This is a genomic window from Ensifer sp. NM-2 (assembly GCF_003024455.1).
Taxonomy (GTDB): domain Bacteria; phylum Pseudomonadota; class Alphaproteobacteria; order Rhizobiales; family Rhizobiaceae; genus Ensifer; species Ensifer canadensis.
The window spans coordinates 165,459-179,234 of sequence record NZ_PVZR01000014.1 but is presented as its reverse complement, the minus strand read 5'-3'; the positions used below and the strand labels follow the sequence as shown (position 1 = coordinate 179,234).

The 13,776-nt window shown below is 60.2% G+C and carries 15 protein-coding genes; 11 read left to right on the top strand and 4 right to left on the bottom strand.

The window, feature by feature from the left end; all coding sequences use genetic code 11:
• The first annotated feature begins 32 nt into the window (after positions 1-32).
• The 7 genes from C6558_RS25070 (at position 33) to C6558_RS25040 (ending at position 5,385) form a co-directional block, all read left to right on the top strand.
• Complete coding sequence (locus tag C6558_RS25070; RefSeq protein WP_128090555.1) at positions 33-251, top strand: hypothetical protein; 219 nt, start codon at positions 33-35, stop codon at positions 249-251.
• Positions 252-334: 83 nt separating this feature from the next.
• Positions 335-523: a hypothetical protein gene (locus C6558_RS25065; protein ID WP_025429622.1), complete on the top strand. Its 189-nt coding sequence runs from the start codon at positions 335-337 to the stop codon at positions 521-523.
• A 415-nt stretch (positions 524-938) separates the two neighbouring features.
• Complete coding sequence (locus C6558_RS25060; RefSeq protein WP_025429623.1) at positions 939-1,244, top strand: hypothetical protein; 306 nt, start codon at positions 939-941, stop codon at positions 1,242-1,244.
• A 101-nt stretch (positions 1,245-1,345) separates the two neighbouring features.
• Positions 1,346-1,729, top strand: coding sequence for a hypothetical protein (locus C6558_RS25055; RefSeq protein WP_025429624.1), 384 nt, complete (start codon positions 1,346-1,348; stop codon positions 1,727-1,729).
• An 87-nt stretch (positions 1,730-1,816) separates the two neighbouring features.
• Positions 1,817-2,491: a response regulator transcription factor gene (locus C6558_RS25050; protein WP_025429625.1), complete on the top strand. Its 675-nt coding sequence runs from the start codon at positions 1,817-1,819 to the stop codon at positions 2,489-2,491.
• The gene (locus tag C6558_RS25045) at positions 2,488-3,951 is read left to right on the top strand and encodes a HAMP domain-containing sensor histidine kinase (RefSeq protein ID WP_025429626.1); all 1,464 of its coding nucleotides are present in this window, start codon (positions 2,488-2,490) and stop codon (positions 3,949-3,951) included. Before C6558_RS25050 ends, C6558_RS25045 begins: the two co-directional genes overlap by 4 nt.
• A 192-nt stretch (positions 3,952-4,143) precedes the next feature.
• Complete coding sequence (locus C6558_RS25040; protein WP_025429627.1) at positions 4,144-5,385, top strand: adenylate/guanylate cyclase domain-containing protein; 1,242 nt, start codon at positions 4,144-4,146, stop codon at positions 5,383-5,385.
• Between the two features lie 45 nt (positions 5,386-5,430).
• On the opposite strand, the gene C6558_RS25035 is transcribed toward C6558_RS25040, so the two are convergent.
• Positions 5,431-6,069 carry an alpha/beta family hydrolase gene (locus tag C6558_RS25035; RefSeq protein ID WP_025429628.1) on the bottom strand — a complete coding sequence of 213 codons (639 nt, stop codon included), beginning with the start codon at positions 6,067-6,069 and terminating at the stop codon, positions 5,431-5,433.
• 153 nt (positions 6,070-6,222) lie between these two features.
• Complete coding sequence (locus C6558_RS25025; RefSeq protein ID WP_025429629.1) at positions 6,223-6,864, bottom strand: nucleotidyltransferase domain-containing protein; 642 nt, start codon at positions 6,862-6,864, stop codon at positions 6,223-6,225.
• 105 nt (positions 6,865-6,969) lie between these two features.
• Between C6558_RS25025 and C6558_RS25020 the strand changes: the two genes are divergently transcribed.
• Positions 6,970-7,407 (top strand): low affinity iron permease family protein, encoded by a 438-nt coding sequence (locus C6558_RS25020; RefSeq protein WP_025429630.1) that lies wholly within the window; start codon positions 6,970-6,972, stop codon positions 7,405-7,407.
• Between the two features lie 39 nt (positions 7,408-7,446).
• Here C6558_RS25020 and hutC read toward each other — a convergent pair whose 3' ends face one another.
• Both hutC and C6558_RS25010 read right to left on the bottom strand, forming a co-directional pair.
• Positions 7,447-8,247, bottom strand: coding sequence for a histidine utilization repressor (gene hutC, locus C6558_RS25015; protein ID WP_082523472.1), 801 nt, complete (start codon positions 8,245-8,247; stop codon positions 7,447-7,449).
• Positions 8,248-8,795: 548 nt separating this feature from the next.
• Positions 8,796-8,975 carry a hypothetical protein gene (locus tag C6558_RS25010; protein WP_025429633.1) on the bottom strand — a complete coding sequence of 60 codons (180 nt, stop codon included), beginning with the start codon at positions 8,973-8,975 and terminating at the stop codon, positions 8,796-8,798.
• Positions 8,976-9,377: 402 nt separating this feature from the next.
• Between C6558_RS25010 and repA the strand changes: the two genes are divergently transcribed.
• The 3 genes from repA to repC all read left to right on the top strand — a co-directional run bounded on the left by repA (position 9,378) and on the right by repC (position 13,045).
• The gene (repA, locus tag C6558_RS25005; protein ID WP_025429634.1) at positions 9,378-10,574 is read left to right on the top strand and encodes a plasmid partitioning protein RepA; all 1,197 of its coding nucleotides are present in this window, start codon (positions 9,378-9,380) and stop codon (positions 10,572-10,574) included.
• 3 nt (positions 10,575-10,577) lie between these two features.
• A complete protein-coding gene (gene repB / locus C6558_RS25000; protein ID WP_025429635.1) occupies positions 10,578-11,582 on the top strand; it encodes a plasmid partitioning protein RepB in 1,005 nt (334 codons plus the stop codon).
• Between the two features lie 155 nt (positions 11,583-11,737).
• A complete protein-coding gene (gene repC / locus C6558_RS24995; protein WP_057205828.1) occupies positions 11,738-13,045 on the top strand; it encodes a plasmid replication protein RepC in 1,308 nt (435 codons plus the stop codon).
• Positions 13,046-13,776 lie beyond the last annotated feature (731 nt).

Sequence of the window (13,776 nt, the reverse complement as noted above, 5' to 3'; positions counted from 1 at the left end):
CCCGATGCTGGGTGATTGAATGGAGTGACATGATGTCAATGGAAAATGAGGCAGCCGCCCAGGCGCTGGCGCTCGACCGTTCGGTCAGCGATGCCGAAATCAGTATCGCCATCTCCCACGCACAGAACGCGATCGAGGCCGCGGGCGAGACCCAGTCTCCGGGGCTTCGCCGCGCGATGCAGGTCAAGGATGCACTCGAAGGCGCTCTGCGTATCCGCGGTCGGACCACCGGCCGGCCGGTGAACGGATGAATTCCGTAGGTCCCATCCACGGCGGTCCGTTCAAGATCACCGCGCGCGCCCGATAGATTCCGCACCGTCAAACAGGATTCACGATGCAGCTGATGTCCATGCCGGTTGTCGCCGGCATATCCCTGGGCGTTGCGATCATCACGATCTTCTCCCGAAAGCACCGTGGCAAGGCCGCCGGCGAAAGGGCGCTTGTCTCCCTCGGAAGCTTTCTCGCGACCCTTCTTGTGCTGTTCATTCTCAATTTCGCGATCTTCTGCGTCCAGCAATCCTAGTGCACGTCCGGTCGACCCTGTTGAGCGATGCCGCCGTAGCATGTCGCGCAAAAAGTGTGCGGCGACACCGGCGCCGCAAACAGCCTCGATAGCGCCCCGTCAACGTCGCGCGCCAAGACCACTTGCCCCGTTGACACGGATGGTCTGTAGCTCCGCGCTTTACGGTCTCCTTATTCCCACCTCCCCTCTTCCCAAGCGATTTTCTATACACGCTCGCGCTAAGTGTTGCCGCGCCCCGACGCGTGATCAGCCAGTGCGCCAATGAAATGACAACCGAGGCGGCGCTCGAACGCCGCTGCCATGCTTGCGCGGCTTTCGGGTGGCTTGAGACGCCGGCCCCCTTTCCTTTGCGGCGTCACGGCCAGCAGCGATGCCTCAAGGAGCAAACGACAGATCCTATGACGAGTATCAGACGATGAAGATGAGAAACGCATTCAGGCTTGCGCCAAAACAGAGCCGGAGATTGCCCACCGAGTATTTCATTCTGGCGAATGTGCGTTTCGAAGGGCAGGTCGTCGGATACCTCGCCGGACGGCCAATCCGCGAAATAGCGACCGACGGCGGCGGGCTTCGATACCAGTTCGTCGGCGTCGCCGCGCGCAACGCTGCCGGAGGTCCGGACGTACAGTCGCTGCGCAAGGGCGAATGGATCGTTCAACCGGGGCTGGTCTATGCCAGTATCGGCGACGACGTCGTCGCTTCTGCAGACCGCGCCGCCTGACACCGGTCGAAGTGTCGGGGAAGCTATCGAATAGGACCGCAATGTCTATGTAATCTTGGCAGATTAGCTCCGGGGTAGACAATTCGAACCCGGGATCGAACATGCCCTTTTGCAAAGCGCGCGGCACCTTCGCCGCCATCGCTATCACCGCAGCCCTCATTCTGACCGGCTGCGCCTCCACCGTGATGAAGAACTATATCGGCCAGCCGGTGGAATCGGTCGTCATCGACTACGGACCGCCGACCGCCGTTCTTGACCTCGGATGGGATCAGCGCGCCTACCAATGGCGCAAGATCTCCACCAACGTCGTTTCCGGCTCGACGAGCGGTGAGATTCGCGACACGCGGCGCGGCCAGCGCTATGAAGAGACCGTAACGCCGGGCTATGTCGAGGAGCAGGAGTGCTTCTATACATTCTACGCCCGACAGCAGGGCGGCCGCTGGTATGTGACGAACTTCCGTCAACCGAAGCTCGAATGCGAGTGAGCGCTTCAACTCGCCCCCGATTTGAGAAATGATGCATTCGACACCGCGGCTCCGGCGCTTTCGGAACCGCATTCAGGAGAGATCGGCATGCGCATCCTGCTGCTAGAGGACGAGCCCGAAATGGCGTCGGCCCTGAAGGCCGCGCTCGAGCGTCGGCAGGTGATCGTCGATCATGTTTCGACGCTCGCCGACGCAGAGGCCGTGGTCGAGCTCTGGTCCTATGACGTGATCGTGCTCGACCGTCGCCTTCCCGACGGCGAAGGCCTCAGCCTTATTCCGAAGCTGCGCGCGCTGCGCGTCGAAGCACCCATCATGATGTTGACGGCGCTCGGCGCCATCAACGACCGCGTCGCCGGTCTCGATGGCGGTGCCGACGACTATCTCGCCAAACCGTTTGCGGTCGAGGAACTGATGGCGCGCCTTCGTGCACTTGGTCGCCGTCCCGTCACGCTCAAGTCCAACCAGATCATGGTTGGCCGCCTGACCTATGATTTCCGCCATCGCGAAGCGGTCGTCGACGACAAGCCGCTCGACCTTCTGCGGCGGGAAAGGCTGGCGTTGGAGGCGCTGATGCGCCGCCCGGGCCGCACGGTCCTGCGCGCAACGCTGGAAGATTCCGTCTATGCCATGGAAGACGAGATCGATTCCAACGCGCTCGATTCCCACCTTTCGCGGCTGAGACGAAAGCTCGAAGAGGTCGCGGCCGGCGTCGAGATCAGGGCAATCCGCAACCTCGGCTATCTCCTGCGCGCAACGGCATGAGAAAACCTCGCTCGCTTCAATGGGTCCTGGTGCGCCGCCTGATCCTGCTGCAGGCGGCAACGTTCGTCGCCTTCATCGCCCTGCTGGCTGCGATCCTGACGATCGCCCAGCCTCGGCTGATCATCGACAACGAGGCGGCCATCAAGCACCTGTCCGAGGCGGTGGCGCACGACAAGAGCGGCGGCCTCATTGTGCGCGACACCGAGGAGCTTCGTGCGTTCCGGGAAGACTTCCCCAATCTCTGGTTCATCATCCGCGATGCCGACGGGCATGTGGTCGAGCAAGGCAGCATTCCGGCCGCCTATGAAGCGGCTGGTGGAGAGCTGTTGAAGAATATCGGCCGCGCGACGCTGCGGTTCGATCAGGGCGACCTTCGACCGGAAGCCGCCCTTGCCAATGTCGACACCGATGTCGGCCGAGTGCAGATCCTTGCCTCCTCGATCTCGTCGCGCGACGAGAACGATGGGCTCGAAGTCGAGATCAACGTGAACGCCGAGATGGCAAAGGATGCCAATGGCAATCCGGACTGGCTTCGCGTGCTGCCGGTCCTGGCGCTGCTTATCCTTTGCCTGCTGCTGCCGATCATCCTGGTGATGGGCGTCGCCACGTTGGTCACCACGCCGGCCGTTGTGCGCCGCTCGCTTGCCGGTCTCGTTGCGACAGCCGATCAGGCCGGGCGGATCGATATCGACAATCGCGCGGTGCAGCTCGAAACCGCCCAGGTGCCGACGGAAATCGCGCCGATGGTGCATGCCTTCAACAACGCGCTTTCTCGTCTGGACGAGGGTTACGACCAACGCAATCGGTTCCTGACAGACGCGGCCCATGAATTGCGCACGCCGATCGCCATCCTTCGCACCCGCGCCGAATTGCTGCAGGAAGATCCGCAGAGTGCGCGGCTAAGGAAAGATATCGAGCGGCTGTCGCATCTGGCCCAACAGCTTCTGGAACGCCAGGTGCTTGAGCACGGCAGCGGCACCCGCGAGGTCGTCGACCTTGTGGCGCTCGCCAAAACGTTGGCCGCCGACTTCGCGCCGCTCGCCTTCGAGGCCGGCTACGAACTGGCCTTCGAGACGAATGCGACGCGGCCAGTGCCGGTCAGCATTCATGTTCAGCAAATCGAGCAGGCGGTCGCCAATCTCCTGCGCAACGCCGTCGAGCATGGCGCCAATCGCGGAACGATCACCGTACTGGTCGACGCCCGCGGCGGGATCGAGATCCATGACGAGGGTCCCGGTATTCCTGAGGACGAGCGAGACCGTGTCTTCGAACCCTTCTACCGCCTGCGCCCGCGTTCGAGCGGCGCTGGCCTCGGGCTCAATCTGGCCCGCGAAATCGCCCGGCTGCATGGCGGTCGTATCGATATCCTCTACGGTTCGTGGTCCGGCGCGCGGATCAGGCTGCAATTGCCGGTGGTCGACGGGCATCACCTCGCGGCGCTTTCGACCACCTCCGCCTGAACAGCACCGGGCGGCAGTCGGTCGGTCGAACAAGGCGTCAACGGCTTTGCAACTTTTCAGATCACTTTTCGCCTTAGCCCTTATCAACGGTCGGCCGATGGTCCACATATGTCTCGGCGTTTCGAGGTCAGCGTTCTCCGGAGCTTCCGCTTCGAGAGCAGCAAGGCCGTCAGAACAGAGTGGAGAATTGCGATGCAGACTTCATCCGAGGCAATGGCCGGACCGCTGCACGACAGCGGCGCCCGTCCCATCGACAGCAAGGGAATTCTCGACTGGCTGATCATGGAGACCCGTGACCAGCGCTTCATCGACAATATTTTCGTGGATCTGTGCGAACGACTGGTCCGGGCCGGCGTTCCGCTCGCGCGGGCCACCCTGCATTTCCGGATCCATCACCCGCAGTGGCTCGGCGCCCGCATCCTTTGGCGCAAGGGCCTGACGGAGGCGGATATCCGCATGTTCGATTATGGTGTCGAAGACACGACGCAGTATCTCAACAGCCCGCTCTATGCCGTCAACAACGGCGCCAGCCAGGTTCGCAAGAACCTCGAGGCGGCAACCGACGATGAGGTGCCGAACTCGCTCTATGAAGAACTCCGTGCCGACGGCTTCACCGACTACGTCGCCTTGCCGCTGGAACACACGCTCGGCAAGCGCCACGTGGTGACCTTCGCCAGTGATCGCAAGGGCGGCTTCGAGACGGTTCATCTCGAGGTTCTCACCAGTCTGTTGCCGGTTCTGGCCCTTGTCAGCGAAATCCGGCTGAAGAACCGGATGGCGCGAACGCTGCTCGAAACCTATGTCGGGCCGCATGCAAGCGAGCAGATCCTTGCCGGTGCGACGACACGGGGGAGCGGCGTGACCGTCAGCGCCGCGATCCTGATCTGCGACCTTCGCGACTTCACCAAACTATCCGACCTCTGGCCGCGCGACGATGTGATCGAGTTGCTCAACGGTTACTTCGATGCCATGTCCGAGCCGATCGAGCGGCATGGTGGCGAGATCCTCAAATTCATGGGCGATGGCCTGCTGGCGATCTTCCCGCTCAGCAATCCGCGGGCCTGCGAAAACCTGCTGCAGGCAATCGGTGAGGCGGAGGTCGCGATCGCCACCCTGAACCAGGAAAATCTGGCAAGGGGGCGCGAGGCCCTCGGCTACGGCATCGGGGTCAACGTCGGCGATGTGATGTACGGCAACATCGGCTCTCGCCGGCGGCTCGACTTCACAGTGATCGGACCGGCCGTCAATATCGCTTCGCGCCTAGAGAACCTGACAAAGCAGGCGAAGCGCCCGGTGCTGCTGTCACGCGCCTTCGTCGAATTGGCGGGACGCACGCGCGACATGGAGCATTTGGGCGCCTTTCCCGTGAAGGGCCTCGACGATCCGATTGACGTCTTCGCATTTTCGTCCGGCACCGCTCAGGCGGCGGAATGATCGGTGCAGAGTCTTGGTTTTTGCTAATCGGGCGGGCGCGACCGTTTAAGGCAACCGCTCGCCGACCCAACGCGCCACGGTCTGCGCCATCGTTTTCAGATGATCTGCAGCGGAATAGCCGGAGATCGTCTTGCGTGGTTTGAGATCGTGGTCGCCATCTTCGAGCCAAAGGATTTCTATTGCACCGGACAGGGGGTATCCGGGGACCTCCTCGCGCGTGCCGAATTCGTCGCGCGTGCCCTGGCAGATCAGCGTCGGCGTCTTCAACTCCCCGAGGTGTTTGGTGCGCAGCTGATCGGGCTTTGCTGGAGGATGGAACGGATAGCCGAGGCAAAGCAGGCCGATGATTTTGCCTTCGGCATAGAGCTCGTCAGCAATCATGCTGGCGACACGCCCACCCATCGATTTGCCGCCGATTAGCAACGGGCCGACCGCACCAAGAGACGCCACGGCGGCCCTGAACTCCGGATTGAGCGTTTCGGCGCGCGGTGGCGGTTTGCGGCCGCCTGATCGACGCCCCGCCATGTAGTCGAATTCGAACCGGGCCACACGAAAGCCTTCGGCAGCCAGCGCTTTGGCCGATGCGGTCATCGAAGCCGAATCCATCGGCGCGCCGGCACCATGCGCCAGCAAGATGGTCACCGGCGCATTCTCTGGCCCATCAAACAACATCGTCTTTTCCATCTCGACACCATCCGGCGTATCCGCCAATGAAATGCTGACTTTTATGCTGCGCCAGCGTCTTTTGGTCGACGTGGCTCGTGGGTCAACGTGTTTTCTACTGCATGTTTCCTTAAATCGTATCCGATTTAAGGAAACATGCAGCAATTCAAAGTGCTACAGCAACCTTTGCGCGTCTAAATAAGACGCGCGGCGCTGTAGCATGTCGAGCGCCGTGAGCCAGGGGTGCAGCGTACCATAAGCAGTCACGATCGATTGCCGCAACCAGTCGCGCTGCAACGCACTCAATAGCGGTAGGCAGGCCCCGAAATCGAACTCGTCTTTTTGTCGGGGCGTTTTTGCCTTGTAGAACAACTGGACCTCAACAGCGAGGAACGGTGGATCCCCGCCAGCCGCCATCGCGCTGATCGGCCGGGTCACCAGAGGATTTCGGCGCGAACGCCAGCTTTCCCCATTACTGTGGTCGAACATCAGTTGAAAGCGCCATGGCCCTTGCCGCTCGCCACGGCACCAGACATCGTTTACCGTTTTCGGCAGGCTTTCCGTTTCGCTCCACCGGCGCAAATGCCCCGGCGGATCCGCAGCCCAGCAATCCCATTGCCGAAGAAAGGAACGAACGTGCGCGCTGTCTCTCTGCAGCACGAGGATATCGATGTCGCCGTGACTGCGAAAAGGGCGACCGACGAAATGCTCGATCGCATACCCACCAGCGATCCACCAGGGAAAGGGTGCGGGCGCGAAGAGTACCGCGATGTCTTCGGGCAACAGCGGCTCCCACGGTTTTTCATGTTCCTTCATCCGCAGATCATTCCCGTCTTGCTATTCTGGCCGCTGTGACACTGAACGGAACTTTCTTCGTGACTTGCCTGTTAAAGAACAGTTGAAAGCCGTTCAGGTGCTCAGATGTCCGGCAAGATCGATGCCTTTTCCCGATTTGCCAATGCCGTTTCGAAACAGTCCGGCAAGCCAGGCACATTCGCATTCGCAGTCGGTGCCGTTCTCCTGTGGGCGGCCACAGGTCCGATCTTCGATTTTTCCGAGACCTGGCAATTGGTGGTGAACACGGCGACGACGATCATTACATTCCTGATGGTCTTCGTCCTTCAGAACTCTCAGAACCGCGACAGCGCCGCCCTTCAGGCCAAACTCGACGAACTGATCCTGACCAGCTCGGCCGAAAACGAATATATCGGGATCGAGAGACTTGAGGAACATGAGCTGGAACGACTGACGGAACTCCTGAAGCAGCATGCGCGAGATGCGCACGATCACGCGCTTCACCAGAAAATTTCAAATGCCGTCGGCAAGAAACGCAAACGGCGAGCCGACCCAGCGGCGTGAGACAGCGCGTCGTGTCGCGGCAACCGTGCGGCGCTCGATCTAACCGAGCGGGCTCGGCGCAAATTGCGCCACCAATTCATGTCGATCACCCGGATAAGTCAATCGCACATGGGTGACCGGGGCGCGACCGCTCCAGGTGCGCCGCTCGATGACGAGACAAGCGGCGCCTGTCGAAATGTCGAGCGCCTGCGCCGCGTTGCGTCCTGCCGCCACGGCCCGGATGCGATGTTCGGCCGTACTCCACGGCACCTTTCCGAGCAGCCAGGAACCGGGCGCTGACGTCTCGAAAAGCTCTGTCTCGGCTTCGGGAACAGCCGCCAGGCTGATAAGCCGCTCCTCGAAACAGAAGGGGCGACCGCCGGCGAAATGCCGGCAACTCACTTCGAGCAGTCTTGCAGACGGCGGCAGGTCGAGCCGACCGGCATCGCTGCCCTCGGCCTTGCGGATGCTGCGTTCATCCAGGTGAAAACTGTAATCCAGTCCAAGGGACTGAACCTCCAGCTTGACATCGTGGATTTCCATCACCGCCGACTGCACATGCGGGAAAGTGACGTAGCTCCCCGACTTGCGCCGCCGCTCGATCAGTCCGCGTTTGACCAGTTCGGTCAGCGCCTTGTTCACGGTCATGCGCGAACAGCCATATTGCTCGGTCAATTCATGCTCGAACGGGATGCGATGTCCAGGTGGCCACGCGCCGGAAAGAATGTAACCTTCCACATCCCCGAGGATTCTCTGGTGCAACGAAAGCGACTGGGGCTGGTTGCCCACTTCGTCGGCTGGCTGATCGCTCGGAATGTCGGCACCCTCAAATGGTTTGCTGTTGCCGGCAAGCTTAAACATTTCCCGGCGCCGCGACAGCCCTCCCCTCGCCCTTTCCCGCTTTTTCGCCAAAGCTTCCTCGGCCCTCGGGTTACGCGACGGGTGGCTGCAGCTTATGTAAGCGGCGCACGCACTTCCAACCGCGGACGCAAATCCTCGCGACACAGCTAACGGCAGCACCAATGACGCTTGCCGAGATCAGCCTCACTTCGGCGGCGTCCACCCCAAGCTGGGCGATAACTGCCCCGCGGCTCGCCCATTCCGGCGCCGGCCTCCACCATACTAACTTATTGTAATTTATGGCTTTATTTTCGTGTTCGGCATTGTTCGAAGCCGAGCGTTCAGCCGTTGCCGCCGAGTTGGCTCGATATCGCTTCTTGGACAAGAAGAGCGCGGGCGGTTGACAGCTGTCAACGTTGACGGCCAATCATTTTGGGCGCGTCATAAGCTCCCTGTTTCGCAACGAGGAGACGCAATCAAAAGAAGGTCCAGCGGCAAAGCGGCGTTCGGGCCGGACCCTGTGCGACGGCTGCATTGGCCACCGCACATTTTGGGCAACCAGGGTCGTATCAATAAAACAGATGCCAGGGCGTCAGGAAGGCGCGGGCCCATTCCTGATCGCGCTCGCGCTCACGATCGTCAGCCGGTTCGTGTGGCGTCAATTCAATGCGCGGCTTTACCGACTGCACGACGGCCTTCGGCGCTGGCGGCTCGAGGTAACCAAGTGTCATCCCGCCGAGATAGAACATGCTGCATCCCTTCCAGTCCACCTGACATCATCGTCATCGCACCACGATCTTGCCACAATTCAACTCGCTGTCAATAGTCGACTAAATCCATATTTTAATAGCCACAGTTTGCGATGGAGCATCAAGGCAGCGTTCTTCTCCCCCTCGGCTGCAAAACAGGTGCGCGCGCCGTTCACGGGGAGCTGTAGTTGCTGGTTGGAATCGGGCCGACATGTTAACAACCTGGTCGGCCGTCGCACGAGTTGTCCGCGGACAACTGGCGCCATTGCGCGCCCTCCGTTGCTTGAACCGGCAACACGGCCATTCGGCTATCCATTTGTACATTCAGGCCGAATCGGATCATAGTGCATCTGCGCATATTGCCTCGATATGACAATATTTGCGCAGTTTTTGGAGAACTCGATGTTGCAGCAGAAAATCCACGGCCTCGATGTACAGGAGCATTTGCCAACGCTCCTGGCTGCCGATGCCATGGAACTTGCGCACCAACTCCAGCAGCATCAGAAGAAAATCTTCCCGCCGCAAGCGCAAAAGACGTTGCGACTTTTCAGTCCGGCCGAGGCGGCCGCCTTTATCGGGATCGCCGAAGGCTACCTGCGCCAGATCGCCTCGGAGGGCCATGGGCCCGAGCCGTTGCCGAATGGACGCCGCATGTATGCGATCTCGGATATCGAGCGCATTCGACGTGTTCTCGACGAAGGTGGCAAGTCGGGAAAATACATTCCGCATCGCCGCGGCGACGAGCGGCTGCAGGTCATCTCGGTCATGAACTTCAAGGGCGGATCGGCGAAGACGACGACCTCGGCGCATCTTGCGCAATACCTCGCACTTCGCGGTTACCGCACGCTGGCGATCGATCTTGATCCGCAGGCTTCACTTTCGGCCCTGTTCGGTCACCAGCCGGAACTGGACGTTGGCGAGGCGGAAACGATCTATGGCGCCATTCGCTATGAGAACCCTCGCCCGATCGCAGAGATTGTCCGTTCCACCCATTTGCCCAATCTGCATTTGATCCCCGGCAACCTCGAACTGATGGAATTCGAGCACGAAACGCCGAAGGCCATGACCAGCGGTTCGGCGGAAACCATGTTCTTTGCGCGTATCGGCGACGTGCTGGCCGATATCGAGAGCTTTTACGACATCGTCATCATCGATTGCCCGCCGCAGCTTGGCTTTCTCACCATGTCGGCGCTGTGCGCGGCGACATCGGTGCTGATCACCGTGCACCCGCAGATGCTCGATGTCATGTCCATGTCCCAGTTTCTCTCGATGACCAGCGAATTGATGCGCGTCGTCGAGAACGCCGGCGGCCGGACCAGCTATGACTGGATGCGCTACCTCGTCACCCGGTTTGAACCCAATGACGGTCCGCAAAGCCAGATGACCGGTTTCATGCGCTCCATCTTCGGCAATCGCATGCTGCACAACGCCATGGTCAAATCGACGGCCGTTTCCGACGCCGGCGTGACCAAGCAAACGCTATATGAGGTGGAACGCTCGCAGTTTGTCCGCGGCACCTATGACCGCGCGATGGATTCCCTGACGCTCGTCAATGGCGAGATCGAGGACCTCCTGCGCAAGGTGTGGGGAAGGAAGTAACCCATGGCCCGCAAGAACCTGATCGGTGTTTCAGACAGTCATGCTGCAGATGGCGAGGATAATCGTCCGCTGGCCGGACGGCCGATCATCGGCCTCGATCCCGGCCAGCGACCACACGGCCCGATCGGCGGCATCACCCGGTCTCTGTCGAACATCACGCAGAAGGTGGAGCGAGCTCAAGAACTTGAACGCCAGCTTGCAGAAGGCCTGGCGGTGATAGAGCTCGACCCGGATCTGGTTGACGTTTCCTTCGTCGTCGATCGCCTCGGCGTCGCGGCCGATGTCGAACGCTCGCTGCTCGAACAGATCCGGGATCACGGACAACAGGTGCCGATCCTCGTGCGCCCGCATCCCAACGAGGACGGGCGTTATCAGGTCGCTTACGGCCATCGTCGTCTTGCCGCCACGCGTGAGCTTGGCAGCAAGGTCAGAGCTGTCGTCCGCGACCTCAGCGACGAACAGCTGGTGATTTCGCAAGGGCAGGAAAACAACGCTCGGACGGACTTGTCCTTCATCGAGCGGTCGCTGTTCGCCACCCGTCTCGAAGACCGCGAATTCTCGCGTGACGTCATCATGTCATCGCTTGGCGTCGACAAGGCGGCCCTGTCGAAGATGATTGCGATCGTGCGCCGGCTACCCATCGATGTGATCGAGGCAATCGGTGCCGCGCCGGCCATCGGACGGCGGCGCTGGGCGGAGCTTGCAGAGCTTGTTGAGAACGACGATGCGCTCATCAAGACCAACGCGTTCTTAGGGCGCACTGAATTCCTGGCAAGGGAGAGCGATCAACGGTTTGAGACGCTGTTTTCCTTCCTGAGCACTGTGAAGGCCCGGAGCCAGGCAGTTCCTTGGGTGGCGCCAGATGATACGCGCCCGGTGCGCATTCGAGAAACAAACAGCGAAACGACGCTTTCCTTCAACAAGAAGGTCGCGCCCGGTTTTGCAGATTTCGTGAGGCAGAGGCTCAAATCTCTGTACCTCGAATATCAAGAGGAAACAGGAGACTAACAGAGCAAAAGAAAAAGGCTTCCGAACGACTAGCGCAGCGGAAACCCTTCTCTCGTGTAGCAACTAGAGAATCCCATTTCCGCGAATCACTGTCAAGCGTTTTTAACGTCGTTTCGGCGAACGGACTTCTTTTGCCTTTGAAAAGGTGAAGAGAGATGGAGCGTGGAAATGTGACGACGCCCTTTGGGCGGCGCGCGATGACGCTTGGCATGTTCGCAAGCCAAGTCATCGCGAGCGAAATCGATTCGCAGCAGCCGATCGATAAATGGAAACTGTTTCGGACCGTCTGTGAAGCCAAGGCTGTCGTCGGCGTGTCCGACCGTGCTTTGGCCGTACTCAATGCGCTGCTCAGCTTCTACCCTAAGGTCGAGCTGACGTCAGGCAAGGGGTTGGTGGTGTTTCCATCAAACAACCAATTGGCCCTGCGCACCCATGGCATGGCAGGCACCACACTGCGTCGCCACCTGGCAACATTGGTGGAGGCCGGCCTTATCCTTCGCAAGGATAGCCCAAATGGCAAGCGTTACGCCCGTAGAGATACAAAGGGCGCCATCGGCGACGCCTTCGGGTTCGATCTGTCACCGCTGCTTGCACGCGCCCATCAATTGCAAACGGCCGCAGCCGCAGTCGCTCTGGCCCGACAGGAGGCGCAGCTTGCCCGTGAGCGTCTCAGCCTTTGCCGTCGCGATCTGACTAAGCTCATAGACGTGTTGCGCGAAACCGACCAAACTTCCAACTGGGACGACCTTCAAAGCCGTTATCTTCTCGCCGTCGACACCCTTCCGCGGAAACCTGGCCTCGCTGAAATCGAGCCTGTTCTCAAGCAACTGGACGCGTTGCGCGCGGAAGTGCTCAACCAATTGGAAAAACTGGTAAATCTTGAAAATTCGGACACCAATGATAGCCAAAATGGCTGCCACATACAGAGTTCACATCCAGACTCTTCTACTGAAGCTGAACCGGGCTTTGGAAGTGAAGCTGTGACGTTTTCGAACTCACGCCAAACGTCCGACAGCATGGCCGTTGTGCAGGCAAGCAATCGGACGGCAATTGCAACAGACGCGGCCTCCCAGACCGAAACACCGGAGGTAACCCGGGGTAAAACGCATCGACCTCCGCAAACCTTCCCGCTATCAACCGTGCTGAAAGCCTGCCCTGATATCGTCGACTATGGTCCTGGCGGGAAGGTGCAGTCCTGGCGTGATCTGATGATAGCTGCCGCTGTGGTCCGTTCCATGCTCAATGTCAGTCAGGGAGCGCATGATGAAGCGTGCCGGGTGCTTGGCCCAGAAGCGGCCGCGACGGTGCTCGCATGTATCCTGCAGCGCTCGCCGCACATCGCGTCTGCCGGTGGTTACCTGCGGGACCTGACGCGGCGATCTATGCGACAGGAGTTCGTGGTTGGGCCGATGGTCATGGCGTTGTTGCGTGCCAATCCCGGCAGTATGGCGCTAGCCAGCTGAGCTAGAACAACGCGGCTGTTTCGACGGACGTTGACAGCTGTCAACTGCGGCTAGTTGTGCGCCTCATTCGGCAATCAATGTCCAATGAGGCGGACTGGTGGCCGACCTGTGCAGGATGTTGAGATCGAGTTTGCCGGGTCCAACACCTCGCAGCAGCTGATCCCGATCCCTGCCAAATTGCAGCGTGCGCGGCGCTGAGTACCGGCTTGCGACGGGCAACGTTAGATCGGTCCCTTGGTGAGTTGACAGCTGTCAACGGTTTCACGTCAGGCCATTCGAATGGAAAATACCACAACCACCAGCCCGCTGCAGATCCGTACACTTAACCTCTATCGACGAGAGGGTCGTCCAGTTCGCGGACTTCTGATCAAGGTCTGCCCCACCGGCTCCTGTCCTCCCCGGCAGAAAGATGGCACAAACGCTGAGGCTGCAAGGTGTCTACACCCGCAAGCGGTCACAACCTCAACCGCGTCCTGAGGCCGTGCAGGCATGAAGCTGCCCAACCGCACCTTCAGACGAGCATTATTCTGTCAGGCATTGCATTGGGTGATTTTCCCCACGCGCTCGGGGTGTGACGGGGCGAAACGCGATCCGGCAAAGTTCTAATGCATTGAGGCTCCGGACATGCCGGAGGGTTGCCATATAAACCGTCGATAGATGTGATTGGTCGTTGGCCTGAGTTTGTTGTTACCCTCTGGCGGGGCCGATGTTGACAGCTGTCAACGCGTGAC

Coding starts and splice junctions, on each gene's coding strand:
- C6558_RS25070 (WP_128090555.1), top strand. CDS start 33: ATGTCAATGGAAAATGAGGCAGCCGCCCAGGCGCTGGCGCTCGACCGT.
- C6558_RS25065 (WP_025429622.1), top strand. CDS start 335: ATGCAGCTGATGTCCATGCCGGTTGTCGCCGGCATATCCCTGGGCGTT.
- repA (WP_025429634.1), top strand. CDS start 9,378: ATGTTGCAGCAGAAAATCCACGGCCTCGATGTACAGGAGCATTTGCCA.
- C6558_RS25045 (WP_025429626.1), top strand. CDS start 2,488: ATGAGAAAACCTCGCTCGCTTCAATGGGTCCTGGTGCGCCGCCTGATC.
- C6558_RS25050 (WP_025429625.1), top strand. CDS start 1,817: ATGCGCATCCTGCTGCTAGAGGACGAGCCCGAAATGGCGTCGGCCCTG.
- repB (WP_025429635.1), top strand. CDS start 10,578: ATGGCCCGCAAGAACCTGATCGGTGTTTCAGACAGTCATGCTGCAGAT.
- repC (WP_057205828.1), top strand. CDS start 11,738: ATGGAGCGTGGAAATGTGACGACGCCCTTTGGGCGGCGCGCGATGACG.
- hutC (WP_082523472.1), bottom strand. CDS start 8,247: ATGTTTAAGCTTGCCGGCAACAGCAAACCATTTGAGGGTGCCGACATT.
- C6558_RS25010 (WP_025429633.1), bottom strand. CDS start 8,975: ATGTTCTATCTCGGCGGGATGACACTTGGTTACCTCGAGCCGCCAGCG.
- C6558_RS25055 (WP_025429624.1), top strand. CDS start 1,346: ATGCCCTTTTGCAAAGCGCGCGGCACCTTCGCCGCCATCGCTATCACC.
- C6558_RS25040 (WP_025429627.1), top strand. CDS start 4,144: ATGCAGACTTCATCCGAGGCAATGGCCGGACCGCTGCACGACAGCGGC.
- C6558_RS25020 (WP_025429630.1), top strand. CDS start 6,970: ATGTCCGGCAAGATCGATGCCTTTTCCCGATTTGCCAATGCCGTTTCG.
- C6558_RS25025 (WP_025429629.1), bottom strand. CDS start 6,864: ATGAAGGAACATGAAAAACCGTGGGAGCCGCTGTTGCCCGAAGACATC.
- C6558_RS25060 (WP_025429623.1), top strand. CDS start 939: ATGAAGATGAGAAACGCATTCAGGCTTGCGCCAAAACAGAGCCGGAGA.
- C6558_RS25035 (WP_025429628.1), bottom strand. CDS start 6,069: ATGGAAAAGACGATGTTGTTTGATGGGCCAGAGAATGCGCCGGTGACC.